Source organism: Streptomyces rubellus (assembly GCF_036323805.1).
Taxonomy (GTDB): Bacteria; Actinomycetota; Actinomycetes; order Streptomycetales; family Streptomycetaceae; genus Streptomyces.
The window spans coordinates 174,903-199,333 of record NZ_JAZDCX010000008.1; the positions used below are offsets into that span (position 1 = coordinate 174,903).

The 24,431-nt window shown below is 71.1% G+C and carries 1 protein-coding gene (only partly in view); it reads right to left on the reverse strand.

Annotated elements, in window-relative coordinates:
* On the reverse strand, positions 1 to 24,431 hold the 3' portion of the coding sequence (locus tag V1L54_RS11970; protein WP_330117921.1) for a lonely Cys domain-containing protein. 8,935 nt of this gene lie beyond the right edge of the window; the window shows 24,431 of its 33,366 coding nt (coding positions 8,936-33,366); its start codon lies off the right edge, out of view; the stop codon is at positions 1 to 3.

A 24,431-nucleotide genomic window follows, 5' to 3' on the forward strand; every position in this document is an offset into this window, starting at 1 on the left:
CTAGCCCGAAGAACCACCGACGACACCTTTCATGGCCTCCACCAGCGCCGACCACACCCCTGCCTCCTGCCATCCCTGGAAGCGCGCCCGGATGTTCCTGGCCGTGCCGTACTGCTCGGGGATGCTGGTCCAGGCACCGCCGTTGCGGGCCAGCCATACCAGCCCATCGAGAACCTTTCTGTCCGCTATGAGAATTTTGTCGCCCTTACCAAGGCGCGAGGCGTTCTTCCTGTTCGCCCTACGGTGCGCCAGCAGAACCGGCTCCACCGCCGCCCACACCCCATCGGTGATCCGCTCGTCCTCCCCCACCAGAACATCCAGATCAAGCCCGTCGAGACTCCCCCGCAACCGCTCGAACGGACCTCCATACTTGCCCCGGCCCGTACCGACCCGAGGAAGCGGTCCGGCCGCCCCCTCTCCCTGTTCCCGTTCTCTCTGCTCGGAGGAAGACGCCTGTCCAGAGGAAACCGCCATGGCCTCCACCAGCGCCGACCACACCCCTTCCTCCTGCCATATCTGGAAGCTCTTCTGGATGCTGTTGTGTTTGCCGTACCGCTCGGGAATGCTGGACCAGCGACCACCCTTGCGGACCAGCCACACCAGCCCGCCAAGGGCCTCCCTCTGCGCCCCGAGAATTCTGTCGTCCTCGTTAAGGCGCGAGGTGTTCTTCCTCTTCGCCATACGGCGCGCCAGCAGAACCGGCTCCACCGCCGCCCACACCCCATCGGTGATCCGCTCGTCCTCCCCCACCAGAACATCCAGATCAAGCCCGTCGAGACTCCCCCGCAACCGCTCGAGCGGCCCTCCGTACGATCCCCGCGACGTGTCGGGCGGGCCCGGCTGCGCACCGGACGCTGCCGGAAGGCCGGTCTCCCCGTCGTCCTCCTGGCCGGAGGAACCGGCAGGCACGGCGACGGAAGCCGGCGCCCCGGCCGGACCATCCGCCATGTCCAGATCCTGAACCGATCCCCCGTCGGAGGAACTGGCGAAGTCCTCATCGAGGGAGTCTTCCGAATCCGAGCTGTACACCGAGTGGATCGACGCCTCGTCGTCATCCTCCTCGATGTCCGCGACCCCCTGGCCCGAAGAACCACCGACGGCACCTTCCATGGCCTCCACCAGCGCCGACCACACCCCTGCCTCCTGCCATCTCCTCACCCCTTCTTCCTGCCATCTCCACACCCTTTCCCTCTGCCATTTCCGGAAGCGCTTCTCGATCTCCTCGCTCGCGCCGTACCGGTTGGGAATGTCGGTCGAGGGACCACCGTGGCGGGCCAGCCACACCAGTCCGCCGAGAACCTTCCTGTCCTCAAGAGGTCTGTTGTCCTCGTCAGCGCGCGAGGTGTTCGCCCTGTTCGCCCTACGGCGCGCCAGCAGAACCGGCTCCACCGCCGCCCACACCTCATCGGTGATCTGCTCGTCCTCCCCCACCACAGCGCCCAGATCAAGCCCCGCGAAGCTCCCGCGCAACCGCTCGAACAGCTTTCCGCGCCGTCCACCCGGGTTGTCGGGCAGAGCTGGCCGCGCGCCGGGCACTGCCGGGGGGCTGGTTTCCTGCCGGTCCTGGGGATCGAGGTCCATCTCTCCGTCATGAGGTGCGGCATCCGTGTCCGCGGTCCGCACGTCGGACGGGGCTTGGCCCTCTCCCATGCCCTCCCACGGGGAACCGATCCCGGCATCCTCCCCCAGGGCGGCCAAAGTCCGGTCCAGTTCATCCAAGTCGAACTGATCGAACTCGTCCACGTTCCCCGGCACGCCGGTCCCGTCGACCGCTCCGTCACCACCAAGCCCATGTTGCGGAAGCCCATCCGGCCCCATGAACCCGAAGTCGCCGACACCCATACCACCGGCGAGCGGGTCCTGACTCTCTCCCATGCCCTCCCACGGGAAACCGATCCCGGCATCCTCCCCCCAGGTGGCCGGGACATCACCGAACTCCCACTGGCCGAACGAATCCAACTGATCGAACGGGACGAACGGGTCGACGTCCTCCTGCGCCGCCTGCCGGGGGATGTCGCCGGAAGGCATGGACGCTGCCGCGGTATCTGCGGCCTCCTGATCCTCCATGACGATGTCGCCGTCGTCCTGCCCGAACGAACCGGGGCCCTGCTGGAATTCAACGGCCCAGTTCAGGCCCATCGAGAAGTCCTCGAGACCCAGATCGTTCTCCAGGAAGGAGAAGTCCACCGGCGCGAGAGCGTCCGCACCGGACACGGACGCTCCCGGCTCCTCCGGCAGGCCCCTGGTGGAGAGCTCGTCGAGCCACGCGAGATGGCTGCCGACCTTGCGCTTCCTGAGGGCCTCCCAGGTCCCGTTGTCCTTCCAGCGGCGGAGGTGTTCCAGGGTCTGGTCGGGGAGGGCCGAGAGGTCCCGCGGCCGTGTCTCAGGACTCTTGCCGTATCCCACCAGGGAATCCAGCACATGGAAGACATCCAGGTCCGCGTGCTCGCCCCGCGCCTGCAGCCACGTCCTCAGCCGCAGCCAGGAACGGACGGTGAGACCGGGAGACTCCTGCCCGGCCCCCTCGCCGCCACCACCCGGCCCCTCCCGCGACTCGGCGGACACCGCCCGCAACGCGGCAGCCGTCAGGCCGTTCCACAGGTCATACCGCCCCCCGTCCCGAAGGGGGGCGTGGGAGGCAGATGTGTATCCGGGTCTCTCGCCGGAGGCGATGAGTTCACCGACCACGTCACGCAGCGCCCGGACTTTTTCAGTCTGCTCGGCGTCGAGCAGCAGGGGGGCCAGTTCTCCAATCTCCGATTCCGACAGGGGCCGCCAGTCCCCGTCCGGACCGATGCTCTCCCGGCGCCCGCCGATCCACTCCTTGACGATCTCGATCCCCGGCTCGCCCAGCCGCACACCCAGGTGGGAGACGGTGCGGGGGTCCACCCTGTACCTCGGCCCCGCCTCCGCGACCGGTACTCCGGTGGCGAGGTGGTGAACCAGCGCGTTGAGCTCCCCACGTGGGGAGGCCCGGACCTCGCGAGCCAGCAGATAGAGCTCCATCGCCCGCCAGGCGGCCTCCTTCAGACGTCCCTCACCGTCCAGCAGCGGGACCAAAGGCTCCTCCACACCGCCGACGCCACGGGCCCGCGTGTTCACCCGCAGCAGCCCGGCGCCCTGAGCCGCGGCCCGGTCCACCCCCGCAGCAGCCAGCATCTCCGCCCAGACACCGTTCCTGACCCAGTTCCCCATGGTCTCGCGGATGATCGCGCCGCTCCCGTACGCCGCGGGTATGTCGCGCCAGCCCCGGCCGGGGTTGCTCAGGTACCACAGCATGCCGCTGATCCATCTGCGGTGGGCGTCCTCCATCTCCGCGAAACGGTCCTCGGTCACGTTGCCGGTATTCGAGTAGTACAGCCGCAGCGGCTCCCGCATGGCACTCCAGGCCGCGTCGGTGAGCCGACGGTTCCCGAGGTCACCTTCCGTCAAGGAAGCCAGCAGCGCGGCCGCCTCCCCGCCCTCTTCCACTTCACCGGCAGGACTGTTCGACGCCGCCTCCGACCCCGGAAAGACCGGCACCAGCTCACTCTGGCTCGGCGGAATGCCGGACGGGACTTCCGTATCAAGGGGGTTCGCCTCCGGTGTGTTCCTGGCATCCGCTGTGCTCACAGATCCGTGGACATCCCTCATGTGGGAGTTTGTCCGGGAGGTGTCGTCGGCGGATTCCCTCTCTGCGACCTTGACGAATCGGCCACCGTTGTCGACGTTGATGCCCGCGAAGTGCGGAACGATGTTTATCGTTTCGGTCGGGGCGTGGACATCCCTGGGGTGACCTTGTCTCTTCAGTCTTGCACCGAAGTCGTGCCCGCCTCCGCCGGGCCTGCTCTCCTTTCCTGATTCACAGGCCAGTAGCGCCACCAAGGAATCAGGATTCTCTTCCAGGATCCTCAGGAAATGCCGGTTGCTGAGGCACATCTCGGCCAGAGTTTCCCCGTCCACTCGGAGACTCCGCCCGCTTTTGGTTTTTATCCTGAAAGTCTCGGGGTCCGCATGCAGGAAGACGAACACCGGAATCTCACCGAGGCCGCCCTCACGCCAGTGAAGCTTGGGGTAGGAGGGCGGACTCAACACCTGGTAAGCCACCACAGGCCGTTCGGTGGTCCGCCGACTCCACCACTCAACCATCCACGTGTCGCGCGGCTTACTGGGGAAGTAAACGCCGATGGACTTTCCATCGCCGTCGGTCATCACATCAAACTCTACGTCACTCAGCTTGAATGTCGTCGGCCTCTTGAGGATGCTCAGCGCAGGAAGTTCCTTGTCCTGGATCCACGGCGAATCCGGGGTTTCCGGTGCGGCAGCCTCCCGGATCTGTTCCGAACGGACGTCGGCGGGCCCGGAATCCGCCGGTGCTCCGCCTTCTCCCGCATCACCGGCAGGGCTGTTCCACGCCCCCGACTCCGGGAAGACCCGCGCCGGTTCGCTCTCCTCCCGGGACGTACCGGACGGGCCGGACTGCCCGGCCCGCTCCTCCCCCGAAGGCTGGGCAGACGGAGGCTGAGCACTCCGCCCGCCCGGCAGCGGGCCGTCGTCCCAGGCAGCCGGGTCCAGGGCGGCGGGCAGCGGATCGGCGGGCCCGGCAAGAGCCGCGGACTGCTCAATGAACTGGGTGAGCGTCAGCCCCGGAGCATCGGCCCGCGAGTCCAGCGCCTTGCCCAGCAGCTCACGCACCACCACCAGCTCGGACCGGCTCCCCGGACCGTGCCCCTGCCGGGACTCGTACTGCCCGGCGATCTCCACCAGCAGCGCCCAGGTCAGCGGACCGCTTCGGTCACCGGCGTAGGCCGGATCGGCCAGCCGCATCCGCTCCAGCCTGCCGAACGCATCCAGCAACCGCGGCTCGGACTCGGCACGGACACCGAAGACCTCGCTGACGGCGCGCACCATGCGCAGAACCCGCTCCTGCCGCTCCGCCGGCGGCAAGTGGCCCAACCCCAGGTACTGGTCCGCCAGTTCCAGCAGCCTCTCCCCGAACGGCTCCGGGTGGAACACCCGCGGAACCGCCTCGGGGACATCGCTGTAGCTCCACAGCCACAGCACCGCCGGATCCCCGCGGTACGGTTCTTTGAGACCGACCGATGCGGGCGTGGCGCGTATCACCTCTCCGGTGGCGTTGGCCGTCTTCTGGCCGTTGCGGGGTACGACCAGCGGGTCACCGCCCGCTGCCAGCCCGCCCGCCTGGCAGAATTGCACCTGCACGGCCTGGCCCGCCCGCAGCTTCCGGAAACTGGGCCTGCGCCGCATGATCCCGCCCAGCTCCCCGTGATCCACCAGCACCTTGGTGCCGTCGTCCAGGCACAACACGACGTCCGTCGTGCTGCCGTGGCCGGCCACCGAGTACCCGATCTCCGGGCTCTCCAGATCATGGAGAGGACCAAGGGCCTTCCGGTGCTCGTAGTACCGGCGCCAGTGCCGCACAGAAGACAGGTAGGAGTAGCCCTTCTCCCTCTTGGCCATGTCTTCGGCGCTGTGGCTGGCCCAGCCGTGGATATCCGTGCCGTCCTCGGTGAGCAGCGTGTACCGCATCAGCCGGCTGTCCGGGTACACCTGGCCGTCCACCGTGGTGAAGGACCCCGGTGCCGTGCCCGGCGGAAGGACATAACCGGGCCTGCTGGGAATCCACTTGCCTACCGGGACCTTCTCCTTCTCGGAGCTGTGACGGTGCAGCAGTGGACGGAGGGCGCTCCTGCCCGGGGCACGATTGAAAGCGATGTCGCCGTCGGTGGTCCACACCGTGCGGTTCGTACCGCCCAGCCGGTCGGCCACCAGCCGGGGCAACTCCAGACCCCGCGCCCCCGCGCGGCCAACCAGGAACACCACCGGACCATCCGGCGGCATCGCCGGGTCGTGCCGGAGCAGCTCCGCCAGCTCCTCCGCCCCCACCCGGTACACGCCACTGGGACCGGTCACGGTGACGGTCCGGTGGTCCCCGTTCGCCAGCAGCACATACGGACGCTCACCGGCCCACTTGGCACCCTCCAGCCTCAGCGTGTTGCCATCGAGGACACCGACCTGGTCCAGGTCCAGGGAACCGTACGCCGGGCCGAGCCAGTTGCGCCCCGGGAGCCGTCCGGCTGGGGTGTCCACACCATCCGGTCCCGAAAGCACCCCGAGGTAACGGTCGAGATGGAACGCCGCCAGCGCCGCCACACTCCCCGCCCGGCCGGCCTCCGCAGCCTGGACCGCGACGTCGTAGAGCTTCCACAGATGGTCGCGGGTGAGCTTCTGTCCACCGGACAGGTGGAGCACCCTGCGAGCCATCTCCCCCAGCACATCGAAATCCAGCGGACGGCCGGAGAGCTCACCGTCCGCGGCCCGCGCCGCATCCAGAACGTCGAATCCGGCGGCGAAGGCGTCGAAGCCCGCGTCATCCGGCTGAACGCCCAAGGCGTAGTTCAGCAGCTCTGTCCAGTCGGTGTCGGGTGCCACCGACGACGTCTCGCTGTCGCTGTCGGCGTCACTGCCGTCGTAGGAGTGGGCATCACTGCCGGTGCCGGGACTGTTCCACACCCCCGACTCCGGAAAGACCGGCGCCGACTCGCTCTGGGGCGGGGAGACAGCGGACGGTCCGGCCTGCCCGACGGTCGTCTCCGCCGGCTCCCCGGTTCCGTCGGTCTCGTCGACCTCCTCGATCGTGGGCATGGGGGAGGAAGTGGTGGCACGAGCGGCGTCCAGCAGGGGCTGGAGCGCGTCCTGCAGCCCGCCGTCGAGGGTCCTGCCGTCCTCGGCCAGCGGCAGTTTCCCGAACAGGGCGTGGTCCACGTCCAGCCGGACGGTCCCGCCGGGGCCGTGGAGGACCAGCCGCGCGTCGAAGGCGAAGTGGCGGAAGTGGCGGGTCCCCTCCTTGTTGCTCTCGTCGGTCTCGGCGACCTTGTATTCGTGCTTCTCGCCGTCCTCGAACGCGATGAGCTCGATCGGGTTCCGCTCGATGAGGTGGCCGTTGTCGTGGGAGTCGCCGCCTTCGGGGCCGAAGGCCAGTGACCAGCCCGAGGCCTTCTCGCGGCTGCTGCTCGGGGCCTGGTCGTCCTGCTGGTAGCGGCGGGCCTTGAACCTGGCCACGGCCTCGGGCAGCAGCGGGTGGGCGGCGGTCAGCTCAAGGCCCACCAGGACGGTGTCGTCTCCCACCGGGACCGGGTAGGCGCCGAGCAGCAGCGGAGCGATGTTCGCCTTCAGCATGCCCTCGTCGGTGTAGTGCTCGAACGTCGGCCTCGTCAGGTCGTTCAGCAGGCCGGCCGTGCGCGGAGGCCGACCGCCGGTGAGGTCCGGGGCCTTGTCCTTGGCATAGCGGCGGACGGCCAGCGGGGCCCAGCGCTGGACGGCCGCGGCGGCCGGGACCGCCCAGGGGTGAAGGTTGTCGACCAGTTCCCGCGGCGGGGTGCCGGTCATGGGGGCCGGGGCGTGGCGGTTGGCCTTGGTGGTGCGCTCCCAGCGCGGGTTGGTGCCGGGGGAGGCAGGCAGGTGGGCCGCGACGCTCTCGACCTCCGCGTCGGTCACGGTCCCGGCTCCGGTTCCGGCCGGGACGGTCAGGTGCTGGGGCACCAGCAGCCGTGCCGTTCCCGTCACCGGGGAGCCGCCAGCGGCGCTGTCCTCGTGCCACGTCCAGGGGCGGTGGGTCTCCCACAGCCGGTGCAGGGTGTTGGTGCCCAGCTTCCGCCCGAGGGTGAACAAGGCCCACTTGGCTCCGCGTACGGGCAGTTCGACGATCGCGGGCGGCCGGGTGCTCATTCCCATCTCGATGCGGAACACCATCGGGTGGGTGAACTCGTGGGCGGTGTCCTTGGGCGCGGTGCGGTAGATGTCCTTGATCTCGCGGGCCTCCCCCTGGCCCCGGGAGGTCTTGGACTCGTAGCCGGCGCCGAACTCGGCACCGCCGTGCTCACCGCCGACGCCGCCGCGGGTGCTGAAGTGGAAGCCGCCGTGGAGGCGGTCGGTGACGGAGTCCTCGGTCTCCTCCTCGGTGATTCCCTCACTGCGCAGGGTCAACGTGACGTCGGGACGCGGCCGGTCGTCGGTGGCGGGCTGGGGGACGGCGGTGACCTTGATCCACAGGTAGCGGGTGGCGCCGAACAGGCCGGGGAGGGGTATCCAGCGCCGTATCCCGGAGGTGATCAGGGAGGAGTGCCGGGCTTCCATCCGCTCGGAGGAGTAGGTGTCGGCCAGCGTGCGCATCAGCAGGTTCGGTCGGTTCCCGCCGTCCCCTTCCTTGCGCAGGACGCCGCGGGCGCGCAGCAGGGACAGGATCGCGGGCAGGACGTCGTCGGCCTTGAGCAGCTCGGGGTGGGCGATGCCGGGGAGCATGGCCGGATAGGCCACGGTGCGGGGTTCCGACCGCTCCCGCGGGGCGGGCGCGGCGCCGGGCATGAGGTCCTCCATGCGGCGCTCGGGCACCAGCAGGTCCAGGGCGTCGCGCACCGCCAGGTGGCGGGTGGTCTCCTTCCAGGTGTCCCCCATCCACCGCATGGCGGTGACCTCGAAGACCGGGGTGGTGCGCACGGTGTGGGTGACACCGCCGTAGGTGGCCCGGGTGATGGTGATGTTGCCGGACTTCTGCTTGCTGCTCTGACCCCACTTGTGCTGGCGTCCGAAGAGGAAGGCGAGGATGAAGCGGCCGCCGGGTCCCTTGCCCTTCTCCTCCCGCGCCGGTGCGCCGTGGCCTTCCTCGTCGCCCTCGTCCTGTTCCTGGGCGGCGTCGCTTCCCAGGAGGAACTGCGGACCGGCCGAACCGGCGAACTCCAGGCCCTCGTTGTACTCCACGCCCAGCTGGTGGTGGTCGGCCGCCTGCAGGTAGTGCTCGATCTCCGTGCCGTCCTCGGCGGGCGTCAGCCCCAGGTCGGTGGGGTTCAGGGCTCGCAGCCGCAACCGGACGGCCTGCTTGTGCCCGTCGCGGTCGGGCAGGTCGATCACCCAGCCCGCGGCGCCGACCAGGGCGCCGAACTGGTTGGCCAGTTCGGTGGGCGTGGTGTCGTTGCGGATGTCGTCGGGCCAGTTCTTCCAGTCCTCGGACCACTTCCTGGCCTCCTCCTCCGGCATGCCGTTGATCCGGGCGTGCAGGAAGGCCGCCAGGGTCGCCAGTTGCGGCATGGTGAAGAAGGCCGGGTAGACGCCCGAGGTGCCGCCCTGCTCGAAGGCCACCTGCGGCGCGTCGGCCCCGGGCACGATGCTGCTGACGGCCCACTGCCCGGCGGCACGGAGCTGGGCCGCGGTCAGAGGCCTGGCGGGCACGTGCTGGTGGGGGACGTCGACCAGGGTGATGTTCTCCCCGGGCCGGTCGATCCACCAGGTGGTGGGGGTGCTGTCTGAGTTGTCCGGGTCGGGGTGGAGGAACAGCTCGTAGACGATGTTGTAGCCGTGCTCGTCGACGTCCTTGGTGGTCTCGGTGCGACGGTAGCTCTTGACGCTGCCGGACAGCTCGTGGCTGACGTCCTTCCCGCCGCTGCCGATCAGGCGGAACATTCCGAGCTGGACGCGGAACCAGTCGCGGATCGACAGCCGCGCCCCGCCGCCGAAACCGACCTCCCAGGCCCACTTGCGCTTGAGGTGGCCGGCGGCCTTGCGGGCCGAGGCCGCCCGGGCGTTGACCGTGCGCGGGTAGGTGGAGGAGGCGTCCTCCAGCCGTTCCTGCAGGTGCCCGCGGACTCCGGCCCGGTAGGTGCGTCCGCCGACGGTGACGGTGTGCGCGATGCCGTGGAGCAGGGTCGGCAGGTCGGACTCCAGCGCCGGGGTGCCGAAGAACGTCAGCAGGTCCTTGTCGGCCACCGTCCAGTCGGCCTTGCCGGCCTTGTCCCCGAGGTCGTTCCGGATCGCCCAGCGCAGTTGTTCGAGGACCAGCTCCGAACCGGGCAGATTGCTGAGCATGCCCAGGCCCTGTCCCTTCCGGGTGGCCAGCGCCAGGGGCTCGCGGGGGTGCGGAGGCGGCAGGGGGAGGTCCAGGCGCGGGGGACGGGTGGTGGTACGGACCGGGGCCGTGTCCGAGGCCCGCAGCAGCGCGCGGACCCACGGCTGGGCGGCCACCGGACCGGGCGGGAGCTGACCGCGCAGGTGCAGCAGGGCGGGGGTGACCACCGCGCCCAGCAGGCGGTGTTCGAAGTCGCCCGCCTCCCGCAGCGGCATGCCGAGCTCGCCGGTGACGGAGCCGGTGGCCGGGGCGACGGTGTGGCTGGTGGAGCTGGTGGTCACCGTCAGACGCAGCCGACTGCGGTAGCGGGCCTGATCGGCCTTGGTGTTCAGAACGGTGTGCAACTGCCCCTGGGTGTTGAGGGAGTGACCGTCGGAGCGCTCGGAGGTGGCCTTGGGCCCGAAGGCGGGGAAGAAGCCGTCGGCGATGTCGCCGTCCTTGGTGCCGCCCAGGAGGTTGGCCAGGAAGGCCGCACCGGCCTTGGTGCCGCCGTCCTTCTTCTGCTCCGACGACAGGCCGCCGCCCATGTCGTCGCGGATACCCACGCCCTCGGTCGTTCCCAGGTACTGGACGGACTCGATCTGGGCGTGGATGTGGAAGTGGCCGCGGAAGGACTTGGCCGCCACGGTCGCGATGTGGACGGGGTTGGTCAGGTCGCCGCTGGTGAGCAGCCAGCGGCTGCGGTTGAGCAGGGACCGCTCGTTGATCGTGGCCTGCGCCTGCGCCGTGGCCTTCAGGGCGGCGTCGGCGCTCAGGCCCGCCGCGCGCAGGGCGCCCTGCAACTGGGCGACGATGTCCGTCACCTCAAGGGCGTTGAGGGTGATCTTCGCCCGTGTGGGCGTCTGGAAGGGCCCCTCGGCGTCCCCCTCCCGCCGCGGTGCGGCAGGGGGTTCGGGGACGTTGTCGTCCGGGCGCGGGGCGCCGGGGACGGAGTAGTCGGCGGGCAGTCCGACGCCCAGCTCGCGGGGGGTGACCACGCCGTGGCGGCGCTCCTGGCCGTCGACGAAGACCCGCACCTCCACGCCGGCGTCGAAGCCCGTGGTGTCGCTGATGAACAGCTTGCGGCCGGAGACCACGTCGCGCTTCCACTTGCGGACCTTCTTGCGGGACACCTGCGCGCTGATGCTGGGCAGGCCCAGCAGGAGCACGGAGGCCGCCCTGGAGGCGGTGTTGATGGCGGTCGTCAGGGCCGACTCGAAGCCGTGCGCGACGTCCCGCGACCTCTCCCCGCCGGTGGCCGTCGCCGCGAAGCCCACCGAGTAGTCGCGCACCGCCCCGGGGGCCTTCCTGGCCTGCGGACGCGGGTCGCGCACCTGGGGGCGCAGCCACACCAGGCGGCCGTCCGCGACCAACATCCGGCCCTTGGCCAGCAGTTCGTTCCACTGCTTGGGGTCGGTGGTGAGCAGCAGGTCGACCAGCGCGGTCCGCAGTGGCGCGTACAGTGCCTCGTCGCCCGGAGCGGCGTGGGCACGCAGGCCGTCGAGGACGGCGTCGGCCCAGTCCTCGGCCACGGCCCGCGGTGCCAGGACCCAGGAGGGCATGTCGGCGCGCTGTGTGAAGGCGTGGCCGAGCGCGCCGTGCTCCAGGTACCAGGGTGCCTCGGGCGGGTCCTCCCGCGGCGGTTCCTCCTGGTTCTGGGGCTGGTCCTGGATCTGGTCGTTCTCCTGGGGCTGGTCGTGCCGCTCCTCGTCCCGCTGCCGGTCCTGGAAGCCCTCGCCGCCGGGCTCCGTCGTCTCCTCCGCGCCCAGTGCCTCGGTGATCCGGCCGTGCACGTCTCCGGTCAGGTCCGTGGCCCGGTCCAGCAGCGCCTCCCGGATCTCTCCCAGCCACTCCCCGCCGTCGAGGCTCTCCGCGAGCGCGCTGATCCCCTCGGCCACCAGCCCGTCGAACTCCGCGTCCCGCGTCAGCAGCGTGGGGAAGGTGAAGGAGCCGTCGGCCAGTCCGTCCTCGACGGCCTGCTCTATCGCCTCCGCCATCGGGTCCGGGCCGCCCTCGGCGGGAGCGGTGGAGGCGTCCCCGGCGTCGAAGGCCCGCAGCAGCCGCGCGTCGGCGTCGTTGAACCCCGGCGGCAGCAGGACGGGCACGACGGGGGCGGGGAGCTCCTCTGCGGCCGGCTCGGGCGCCTGGCCGGGTTCGAAGGACAGTTCCTCGTCGGTGGCGGCCAGCACGGCGCCCGTCTCGCCGAGCAGGGGGGCCAGATGGAGGCCGGGGTCGTCGATGTGGCCGTCCGCCAGCAGTCGTTCGGCGGAGGAGCGCGCCATGCGCAGCGCCATGGGGACGTGCAGCGGGATCTCGATGCTGCCGATCGAGGTGGTGGCCGACTTGCCGTCGGCGGGACGGCTCGTGGCGGTGTCCTCGTCGGAGACCTCCTGGATCCGGGAGGAGTCGGCAGCGGAGTCCTCGAGTTCGGTCTCCAGGCGCAGGTCCACGTCGAACTGCACCAGCACCGACTCCTCGGTGATCACCGTGATCGGCAGTTCACCGGAGACCCGGGCGGACTCGGAGACCGTCGTGCGGGCCAGCGCGCGGTTCCCGGTGCCGATGTGCTGCTGTACGGCGCTGGGGGCGGGGTTCAGCCAGCCGCCGCCGGCCGGCGGCGAGCCGCCGGACTCGACCGCGGCGTTGACGGTGGCGGCCGTCTCCTCGGACGTCCGGGGGTGGCCGGAGGTGACGCCGGGGGTGTACTCGAACGTCATGGACTCCCCCACCCCCAGGATCTCCCCGTTGGTGAAGCGGGCGTTGGCCTGGAGCCTGAGCTTCTTGCCCTTCGGCAGACCGGAGACGAGATGGTCCGGCAGGGAGCCGCCCACGGCGGCGAGCGTCGGCAGCATGCTGGTGATCCACTCGGTCGCCAGCGCGTCGTCCACCGTCAGCGACGGCACGGTGCCGGTCATGTGGAAGTCCTTCGACGCCTTCAGCCCGGCCAGCAGCCGGCGCAGCCCGGCTTGGACCTGGGGGGTGCCCGCGAAGGAGAAGACGTGCGACTCGGGCGGCACCGGGGCACCGTTCCCCCGCCACCGCGCGAGGGACGGGGTGCGGGCCGCGGACTGCCAGTCCGGGGCGGGCAGTGCCCTGGCGGGCCGCATCCTGGCCAGCGCCCGTACGTCGGACTCCAGCATCCTCTGGACCAACCGGCGGTCGTCCTCGCCCTCCGCGGGCGCGGGCAGTGGGACGACCGCGGTCGGGTCGCCGTCCTCGTCCTGGCCCGGCTTGAACAGCTCCAGGGACGCGGTGAAGGAGGAGCGCATGTACAGCGCCGGAACGTCGGCCGACGCGGTCAGCTTCTTCTTGAAGCCGTACTTGACGGAGTCGACGCGTGCGTTGGCGGCGGTCGAGCCGACCGGCAGCGCGGCGGTGTAGGGGATCGTGCCCCCCTTGTCGCCGGCGACGTCGCCGATACCGAAGACCGCCGCGTTGGCGGTGTCGGTCACCGAGCGCACCGTGCCCCGGGACCGCTCCGTACCGACCTCGGCGGCGAAGATCAGGGACTTGCGGTCGGTGGGGCGGCCGTGGAAGACGCCGGGGCCGCGCCGGCCGGTGAGGCGGGCCACGTAGGCGACCTTGCCGTCCGGTTCGTACAGCGTCACCTTCACTCCGCCGTCCGCCACACCGGCCTGCAGTCCCCGGAAGCCGACCCGGCTCAGGACCGCCATCAGGCGCTGGGTGTTGCGGTGCCGGTCGGCCACCAGGTGACGCGGCAGAACGCGGTCGGCGAACTTCTGCCCGCGCAGCCGGGCCAGTTCGGTGCGCAGGGCGGGCAGCAGCCTGCTGAGATCGGGAGTCTTCTCCAGCGCCGCGAAGATCACCGCGCCGTTGTTCTCCAGGCGCAGGCCGGCGGCCTTGTCGACCGGTGCGGTGACGGACGGACCGGCGGGGACGTCGGTGGTCTCGTCGGCGGGTGTCTCCGCGGGACCGCCGTCGGTCTCCTCCGCGGGCGTCCCGGAGGAGTCGGCCGGTTCGGTGGAGACGGTGGACGGCAGGGGCGGCGCGGGCGGCAAGGACGAGGAAGTCTCCAGGCTGGGCCGGGCCAGGAACTCCTCAAGTTCCTCCGCCATGCCCAGTTCGCGCACCTGGGTCTCGGAGAGCCACACCGACACCACACCGGGCAGCTTCCCGCCGTAGGTCTCCAGCTTCGGGGTCCTGCCGCGGACGGAGACCTCCGCCGCCATCAGCACGTCCAGATCGGCCTGTACGAGCACCATCCGCTCGCCGGGCTCGGTGGAGGTGGAGTACTTCACCTTCGCCGAGACACCCGAGGAGAACTCCCGTGCCCAGCTCCAGGTGCGGTTGTAGCCCGTCCCGCCGAGCTGCCACACCAGTTTCGCCAGAGAGCCTGCCCCGCCGAGGAAGAGCTCCGCCGAGGCCGACGGGCCCCTCATCCGGTTGCCGACCGCCTGATGGCCGCCGATGGCCACCTCGTCGGTCGGGGGGCCGCCGGCCACATGGCGGATGCGGGGCCGTACCGCGTGCAGGCGCACTCCCACCGCGCCCAGCAGATCGGAGACACGCCGGTCGAAGTGGAGGTTGTCCGCCAGCCACACATGGTGGGCGGCGATCTCGAATCCCTCGTCGATCGCGTCCGGGCCGAAGACCTCCTCGATCTTCCGCGCCGGTTCCAGCCCCGGCGTGCCCAGCGCTCCGTCGCCGCCCGAGGCCCTGACCAGCAGCTCAAGTGCTCTCTCGTACAGGAACCGGGCCACCCCGGGGTCCTCCAGCAGCAGCCACTGGGTGATCCTGCGCTCCCCCGGCCGCGGCGGCGCCCACCCAGTCTCGTACATGTCGCTCAGACCGCGCAGCGGGGGTACGGGGATGGGTGCGGCCGACGGAAGCCGCCCGGCGGCGGGCGGGTGGGCGTCCCCGGGCCGCTGCGGCCCGGAGCGGGTCATCGAGGTGGGCGAGGTCAGCCGTACCGGGGCGGGGGGAACGCTCAGGGCGGCCGTACTCCGGTCGGAGAGGGCTCCAGTGCTGGCGATGAGCCGCGTCTCCGGGGTCTGGCGGCCCGGCCAGCCGGGGGTGGCCACCCGTCGCCAGTCGCGGGGCCGGCTCACCAGGGTGACGTCGACTTCCAGGTTCAGCACGGTGTCGAACCCGCTGACGGGAGCCTGTCCCTCGGTGAGGGAACCGGTGGCGGTACCGAGCAGTGTGCCGCCCTGCCCGTCGCGGACACCGGAGTAGGCGCCGCCGAACGTGCCGTTGAGGTACAGGTGGCCGGGGACGAGCGTGCTGTTGAGCCGGAACCGCAGCGAGAAGCCGCGCCGCCTGTTGTCCCCCGCCAGCAGTTCGCTGGTCAGCTCCGGCCCGTACAGCAGCTGCCAGGAGTCCACGTCGCCCAGGTAGCGGCTCGGGCCCTCCTGCCGGGCCCGCACCCGCACGACGGCGTGGTCGGTGCTGAGCGGGCCCTTGCGCACCAGATGGACGTGGACCCCGCCGCCCAGCAGCGCCTTGCGGTGGTTGTACAGGTACGCCGGGGAGAGCTTGTTGTCCAGCTCGCGCTGGTTGGAGCGCATCCGCCTCCCCTCGTTCTCGGAGGAGCGCCACACCGGGACCTCGTCGCGCCGGCCGAAGCCGGGGAGGAACCCCTTGAGCCGCGCGTCGTCGGCGAACAGCCGCATGAGACGGTCCAGCAGCGGCGCGGTGTCCAGTCCGGACCACACCGTGCTGGTGGCCGCGGGGCCCACGGCCAGCCACCGTTCGAAGCCCGGGTGGGTGAACAGCGGTTTCGGCTCCATTCCCGGCGGCAGCGGCAGCCCCAGGTCGGCCGCCTCCTGCGCGCGCAGGTACAGCCACGCGCGGACGTGGACCACCGACGGTCCGCGCCGCACCCGGGGGGAGGTGGGGCCGGTGCCCTCCACCTCCACCCGCAGCCGTGCCAGGTACAGCACCCGGTCCCCGCCGATCGCCGCGCCCTGGAGCGTCATTCCCTCCTGGGACAGAACCGACCGGCGGGACCGGGCGAGGGACAGGCCCGGCTGGAGGAAGAACCGGACGCGGGGACCGGCCGGCGGCAGGACGAATCCGGCCCCCGGCCCCAGCTCGACCGACCCGCCGTAGGCGTCGTCGTCCTGGACCGCGTGCTTGCGTGCCGCCAGTTGCAGGGAGACCAGTGTCGGGAAGGAGGGTGAGCCGGTTTCCAGGCTCTGCTTGTCGGTACCGGGGCGGCGGATCACCGGGGTCATCTCCGTGACCGCCGCCCGGATGCGGTAGCCGCCGGTGTTCTTGCCCCAGGAACTGGCCAGGTCCTCGGAGAGGGTCCAGCCGGTGAGCATCCGCGGCAGGTCCCGGGTGAAGACGTCGATCCTCGACGCGCTGTGTGCGTCCGACCGGCCGCGCGTGCCGGGTCCGACCAGTGCGGGGTGGAGCTGGGCCGTGATGGCGTCGAACACCCCTCTGCCGCCGGAGTAGGGCGCTCCGGGGTCGGCCCACAGCGGCAGCAGGCTGGGCGCGAGGGCGATGCGCCGCGCGGTGACCGCGTCGATCCGCCTGGTCGGTCCCAGCCTGCTCGGCTCCTTCTCGGGTACCAGTTCCTCCAGCGGCACCTTGGCGATCGCGTGTCCGTCACCCTTCAGTGACCTGGCGTTCGGCACCCCGGCCTTCTGGATCCGCAGGTTCCACTGCACCCGGCGCGGGACCTCCACCGTCCCGTCCTCGCTGATCAGGACCTGCACCTGCCCGCTGGTGTGCTGCTCGGCGCGGGTGGTGACGTGCCGCCTGAGGGAGAAGTTGACGTTGAGGGCCGCTCCCGCCAGGGCGGGGACGGGGATGTCGGGGATGGGGACCAGGAAGTAGCCGTTGCCGCTCAGTACCCAGCCGCGGGTGACCTGGGTGGCCCGACCGGTCACCGCGAGGGAAGTGCGCTCGACGGCGGCCGTGTGCGCCTCCGCCTTGGTGCCCGCGGTGGTGCCCGCCGGGGCGGAGGACGTGCCCAGCACGGTGATCAGCGGGCGCGGTTCGTCGGGGTGGCGGTTCATCGCCACGGTGACGTCGTACCAGCCGTCGCGGCCCTTGACCTGGAAGGAGCGGCCGTGGTTCAGGAAGGTCTCGGGGGTCTTCTTCAGAGCGGTGAGGATCTCCTGCGGGGAACCGCCCCCGGTGCTCGTCCCGATCTGCGTCCCGATCCAGTCGGTGCCCGTCAGGTCGTGGAAGGTCGTCGTGCCGGCGGCCTTCATCGATTCCAGGTAGGCCGGCAGGTGCCACCGGGGCTTCTCCGGGGCGGGGCCGGACCCGGCGTGGAGCGGTACCGGCGGGAGGTCGGAACCGTGCTCGGAGAGGTAGATCCACGGGGTCCGGACCGACGGGCCCGGTACCGGCGAGTCCTGCGCCGGTGCCGTCACCGGGCCGGCCTTGCGGGCGGAGACCGTCAGCGCCCGCTCCCGCGACCACTTCTCGGCCGGGACGGTGTCACCGGGGACGGGCAGGGGCAGGTCGTGGACCACCGGGCCGGAGTCGGTGGCGTTCTCGATCGCCGCCAGGTAGTCGGCGGGCAGCCGGCCGTCGGCCGGGGTGGTCAGATCGGCCATCACCCCGGTGGTGAACGCCTTGTCGGGGCGGTTGCGGTACAGCGACTCGGGGTCGAAGTAGCGGTCCGGCACGCCGCTGTACTGGAACAGTTCGTGCAGGACCGTGTTGTCGTCGAGCAGCCGGTTCGCCGCCCGCGGGCCGGCGTCGGCATCGCCGTCGGCGGGAGCGGTGTGCAGCCGGAAGTGCAGTTGGTCCGAACGCCCGGGCCGCTCGGTGCGGGAGATCTCCACCGCCTGCCGGTGGTGGGGCGCGTGGATCAGCCGGACACTCATGTGCAGTTGGTCGCCGGAGGCCGGCAGGGTGAAGCCGGTGTTGACCCGCTGGTTCAGCAGCGCGTTCACCTCGGCCTCGAAGGCGGGCAGCTCCTCCGCGGTGAAACCCTCGCCCGGCCGGACCGGCAGGGCGATCTCCAGGTCCCGCACCCACCGGCCGTCCGCCGCCTGGATCCGGCGGATGCGGGCGCGTATCAGACTCTGGCGGCCGGACAGCAGTCCGCGGCGGCCGTCCGGCCGCGGGGCGTCCGGACGGCGGGCCGGGTCGTAGCTCTCGGTGTACAGCGAGGCGGGTGCGGCCTCGGCTCGGCGGGACCACCAGGCATCCAGGGGGATCGGAGCGGCGGCCGGGGTCACCATCCGCGGGGCCCGGGTGCCGGGGGCCGAGGACGGGCCCGGCGCGAAGGCGGGCGGGAACAGCGAGAACTCGTCGCTGTTGTCGGAGGGCCTGCGCTGGGAGTTGCCCGAGCCGCCGGAGGCCGCCACCGCCTCGTTGATCGTTCCGGCGAGCTGGGCCAGGTAGTCCTGCCGCAGCCGGTTCCACGACTGCCGGTCCGACCGGTCCGCGCCGTTCGCCGCGATGTCCCGCAGCCCCAGCCGCCGCCCCAACTGGAGCGCCAGCTCCACCGGCGCGGCGTTCACCGGCAGGGTCCGGGCCGAGACCGTCCCGCCGAGCGTCACCTCGGCGTTCCAGTGCGCCCCCTCCGGGTCGTTGTCGTCCACCGGCTGCACGGTCACATGCAGCAGCCGCTCCCCGTCCGGCAGCCGCAGCCGGTGCCGGGGCGCGTTGAACAGCACCTCCACCTGCTCCCGCAGCCGGTCGAGGACCGCCTCCACCTGGGACGCGGTCACCCCCGGCCCGGGACGCAATGCCACCCGCACCGTCACGTCGACATAGTTCCGGCGGGAGAAGAACCGCCGCACGTCGAAGTCCCACCCCCGGTGCCGCTGGGCCGCCCTTCTCCGGTCCGCCCACATCTGGGTGCCCGGCCGGCCCGAGTCGTTCTGGCTCTGCGCGGCCCAGGTGGTCTGCTGGGTGATCTCCTCGGGTGTCGGCCTGCGGTCGATGGGACGGCCCTGCGGGTCGAGTTCGATCGAGCGGAAGTCGACGCCCTCGTACAGGGGCCGCTCGCCCACCCGACCGTACTGGCCGTCGATCCACAGCACCTGGTCCCCGTGGTTGACTCCCACGACCGCGTGCACGTTGCCGTTGGGACGCTGGAAGGTCACCACCGCCGCCGAGCCGTGACCGCGGGACCGCAGCGTGTGGTGCACCGAGGCCCACGCGGCGTCCGAGTTGCCGCCCAGGTTCCGCCAGCCGGCGTCCAGCCACCGGGAGGTCAGCCTTCCTCCACTGCCCTCGATGCCCTGGGCCGTGGCGGCCGCCACGGTGGGAACGCCGTACCAGGACGCCAGCACGCTGCGCGCGACGTCCATGCAGTTGTCGAGGCGGCCTTCCGTACCCCGGGTCTCGCGCTGTGCGTTGACCAGGCGCACCCACTCCGCCGCGCCCATGTCGGTGGCGAAGTTGTTGCGGACGTTCACCCGGTTCAACGCCCTGATCGGCCCGGCGAAGGAGTAGCTACCGCTCCGCGGATCCGGGTACTGCTGGAACCGCCCGTCCTGGACCGGGAAGACACGCTCCAGGGCGGCCTGCTCCTCCGGCCGCGGCGGCCGCAGCCTGCCCTCGGGAGATTCGCCCTCCCGGGTATAGGGGCGGATCTCCTCCAGCGGCCGGAAAACCCCCTGCCCCGCCGAGAACACCCGCGGATCGGCGAACGTCCCGCCCCTCCAGCTCCGCACGCCCGCCGTACCCGATGCCCGGGTGTCCCTGCCGACGGGGGAGTGCCAGCCGACGGGGGCGGCCGGGGCGGCTTCCAGCTCCTCCGCAAGTGTCAGCCCGGCGGTGTCCTCGACGAGTCGCTTCAGCTGCTCGTCATCGTTCTCCAACGATTCCGTGTCGCTCTCGTCGTCCTCGAGGACGTGCTCGTCCGGATCGGTGAACCGCGAGAACCACGCCACGCTCGGGTCACCGGGCGGAAGCGGTCCGGCCCTCCGTGCCTCGGCCCGCAGCACACCGCCGGTTCCGTCGTCCTCGAAGGAGACGATCCGCAGCAGCGCGCCCTGCGGAAAGCGAGCCTCGCGCCGCTCCGGATACGCGGAGAACGGTGACACGTCCCGCGCCCCGGCACCCTCCACCTTGACCAACAACGTACGGCGGTCACCGGATCCACCCGCCAGTCTGAGCGCGGCCAGAGCCGCCTCCTCGCTCAGATGGGCGACCCCCAGCTCCGACACCGTGAGCTCCTGGAAACGGGTGGTCCGGTCCGGCACGGGCACTGCCAGCCACACCGGACCGCCCGTCTCCGGCAGCCGCTCCAGCGCCTCCGCCGCCATTCCCAGGTGCTCCGGGATCTCCCGGTACAGCCGGTCGGCCAGCTCCTCGACCCGCTGCCACACCCGGCGCGTGTCTCCCCGGAACACCGCGTCGCGGTATTCCTCGTCCCGCCACAGCAGAAACGGGTGACCGCCGTGGCCGACCACAGTTCCCAGCCGCTGGAGCAGGAGCTCGGTACCGGACTCCGGATCGACGACGGTGAAACGCCGGTCCAGCAGAGCGCCGTCAGGGCCGCCCAGCAGGTACAGCGCCAGTACATGCCCCCAGCCCACCACTGCCAGCGGTGAGCGGCTCGGGTTCTCCGGCCGGGCCGGGTGACCCGCCATCCAGGCCGCCAGCGCCTCCTCCCGGGGGGCCGAGGCCGCGGGGGCGGTTCCGGAGCCGGCCATCAGGCCCTGGTGGAGCCGGCCCAGCTCGGCCCACAGCTCGGCGGGCCTTGTCCCGCCCGCGTCGATCAGTCCTGCGGACCAGGTATGGTGCCGCTCCTCGTAGAGCACATGGTGGGGGAGCCTCAGAGCGCTCTGGAGCTCCTGGGGCACATCTCCCGTCAACAGGTGGGTCAGTGCCCATACGTACGGCTGGGTTCCCCGGCCGTACAGCAGTGCCCGCTCCGCCGGGGCGATGGCGAGCAGCCGCTGCTCTTCGACGGCCTTCTTCCCGAGATCGGCGATCACCGCCTGCTCCAGGATGTCGGTCAGGCCGTGGCTGTTGCCCGGCAGCAGCCAGGCCAGCATCGACACCAGCAACTTCCGCAGATCGTTCTCGGACACACCGGCAACGTCCCGGAAGCCCGCCAGCATGCGGAAGACGTCCCGCACCGACGCGCCGGGCGGAGCCGCGGGGGCTGTCGAGCCACGGGTCGCGCGGTACAGGGCCGCCATCAGGTCCGACAGCGACGACTCACCGGCGGGACGGAGCAGCCGCTCCATCCGCTGCCGGGGGGAGGCGGGCGGGTCCCCCGGCGCTGGAGGCGCGAGGAACTTCTCCGCGGCCCGGTCCGCATCACTGCCGTCCTGACCGGCCAGATGTTCGTAGAGCGCCCTGACCGCACCGCGCGCACTCTCCAGCCACCGCGAATCGGCTGACAGCGCCCGTCCCAGCGCGTCCTCGAACCGTTTCGCGACACTCCTCCACTCGGGAGTGCCGTAGTAGGCCGCGAAGTCGGCGGCATGGCCGGGGACGTCCCGTACGGCCGACCGCCGGGCGGCCTCCTCCCACACACTGGCATCGGGCAGTCGCCGTCCTGCGCGCGACACCAGCCGCGGTCGGCGAATGGCCGGCTCGAGCCTTCCACCGATCGAGAAACGTCCGCCGCGCATCCTGGTGACGGCCAGCGTGTTGAAAGCGTGGCCGCTGAGCTGCCTGCTGTGATCAGTGATTGTCTGGAGCGCGGAAGGCTCGCCCCGGTACTCCGAACCCATGTAGCACGAGTCCACCACGAGGTCCAGCAACTCGCCCGGTCTGGTCGCCTCGATGATCCGCCGTACGGCCTTGCCGTAACCGACGGGGGTCTTCTGCATGCTCCCGCGCCGCGTCTGCACCGTCACGGTGTGCCCGGTGCCGTGCGCGGCGGCGTACACCGTGGCGTCCTCCGACCAGGGCGCGGCCAGTTCGGGCCCGATGTCGGAGGTGCTCCGGGTGCCCGGGGCCTGAGCGCTCTGGAAAAAGTAGGTGGTACTCAGCCTGACGGGCCTGGCCACAATCTTCTTGTAGGCGTCACGGGTGTTGAAGTTCCGGTAGGCGACGGCCTGGCCGGTGTCGCGGAGGTGGACCACCTGGGTCATGACCGGGCGCCGCCACACCTCCTCCGCCAGCGGTGCGTCCTGCTCCACCACAGTGACGCGCACGTACTCGTGGACACCGGTGCTGTCGATGACACTGCTGACGGTGACGTCCATGACCCGGAAGAAGACCGACTCCGGGTAAACCAGTTGCCGTCTGTAAGGGTTGCGGGCGAAGAGCGTCACATCCCGGGCGGTGGATTCCAGGATCTCCCACACCACCGGCCGCCCTCCCCGGCCCGAAGTGTCCGGCTGCCGCACAGCACGCATCACTTGCTGCCAGTCGGACGTCACCTGATGCAGAGCCGGCTTCTCCACCACCTCCGACCTGGTCGGCTGCCAGGCGCCCTCGTACGTGATCCACCAGGCGGCGGACATTTCCTCGGGCAGCCGCTCCACCGCAGCCATCGCCATCTCCCGGTGCACGGGCAGCTCCGGGCTGAACGATGTGTCCACCAAGTCCTGGGCCAGCGTGGTGAAGTAGTCCTTCCACTGCTGCCGGAGCTCCCCGGTGGCCGCGTGGAACACTCGCCCAGCCGCGCGGACGGCCGTGCGGAAACCGTCGTCCGCCAGGAACAACAGGGGCAGCGAGAACCACGGGGTGCCGGAGTCGAACGCCTCCGTTACCACCTTCCGGGCGACTTCCCTGAGCCGTTCCCGGTCCACGGAGCCGTCCGGGAGCACCGCGCTCAGCAGCCGGTAGTCCGGCCCGCTCAGATACAGCGCAGGCAGCATCTCCAGGGAGAGGTTCTCTCCCGGCGTGGAGTGGGGGTGGCGCAGGGTCAGCGACCGCATCGCCGCTTCCCTGACGGCTTTCTCCGGGAGCTGCCCGGCCTCGGCGGTGAGGTACCGGGACTTCTCCCCGCCCATGGTGATACGCGCCAGCCGACTGATGGAGGCCATGGCCGGGAGTGCGCCGAGGGGCTCGGAGTTCATCCACTTCGAGTGGTCGACGTACCACGCCCACTGCGGAAGGACCAGGTCGCTCCACGTCACGCCGACGTTCCCGGCTGCTTCCGGCGGAAGTTTGCCCAGCCATCTGACCGGATCGACCAGGGAGTCGGTCAGCCCGTACAGGTCCGCGCCGTCCAGCTCCGAGATCTCCGGCTCCCTGTCGTCGCGCACTCCCGCGCGGTGGGACGCCTCGTAGATGTCCGCCAGGGTCTGCCGCTGCCCGGGATCGGCATGCGTCAGGAGCCAGCCCATCAGCGCCTCACGGAAGAGCAGCGGGTGGTGCCTGTCGAACGACAGCGCCTGGTAGACCCGCAGCAACCACTCCACCTGGTCCGCCGGGTACTGGCCCATCACCAGTCCCCGTTCGCTGCGCTCCATCACCCACGGCCCGGGGTACTTCACCCGCCGGGTGACCGGTCCTGGCATCACCTGGTCGTCCGAGTGCCTGCGCGAACTCTTGCCCCAGAGCCCGCGCAGCACATCCACCACGTACTTGTCCGTGGTCACGCGGTAGAGGGCGTCCATCACCTCGGACAGCGGAACATCCTCGCCCAGCATCAGACGTTCGGCCTCGGCAAACGCCTCCTTCAGATTCCGGCTGTCCCTGGACGTGAGGAGCACGGCAAGCAGCTCCTCCTGGTCCTTCTCCGCACTGATCCCCCTCTTCTCCATGTCCAGGACCAGTTGGCCGGACAGCTCCTCGAGGACTTTCCGCACCTCTGCGAGCACGAGAGGGTCCGCGGCCAGCACCTTGCCGATGTGTCGCTCGTACGTACGGCCGAACTGGTACCAGTCCGCGGTTCGGTAGACGGACGAGAGCGCTGTCCGCGGCTTCTCCGGCAGCGCTGCCGGGCCGGCGGTGCTCCCGGTACCGCCCTCGGTGACGACCGTGCCCTGGCCGTCCGGGGAGTGCCAGCCGACGGGGGCGGCCGGGGCGGCGTCCGACGTTCCCGGGTCCGGGTGGAGGCTCATGCCCCGGGTGAGGTCCGCCAGGCCGTGCTCGTCCGGGGCGGTGAACGGCAGCAGCCTCGCCACCGCCGGACCGCCGTCCCGCACGGCCTGTCCGGCCTCCACCGCCTCGATCCGTTCGATCCCGTCGGCCCCGGCTTTCCGGCGGGAGACCACCCGCAGGGCCGCGCTCTGCGGGTACCACGCCTTGCGCCGGTCCGGATCCGGATCCGGGGAGAACGGCAGCACACGTGCCGAGGAGGCCGGCACCTTCACCAGCACCACCCGCCGCCCCGGTCCGGCATCCGCGGCACCCAGGGCGTTCAGCGCCGCCTGCTCGCTCAGGTGGACGGCACCAGATTCCGGCAGTGCGAGCTCGTCGAAACCGGTGGTCTCCCCGTCCGGCACGGACAGCGCCAGCCAGACCGGACCGTCTGCCTCCGGCAGCCGCTCCAGGCCGCCTGCCGCCATCCCCAGGTGCTCCGGTATCTCCGCGTAGATCCCGGGGGCCAGTGCCTTCGCCCGGTCCCGCGCCCGCTCCCGGTCCCCCGCCTCCACCGCGGCGCGGAAGTCCGTATCCCGCAGCAGCAGGAGGGGGAGGCTCCCGGAGTCGAACGCCTCGTCGACCAGGGTTTCGAGTTCCTGTGCCAGCGCCGCGGCGC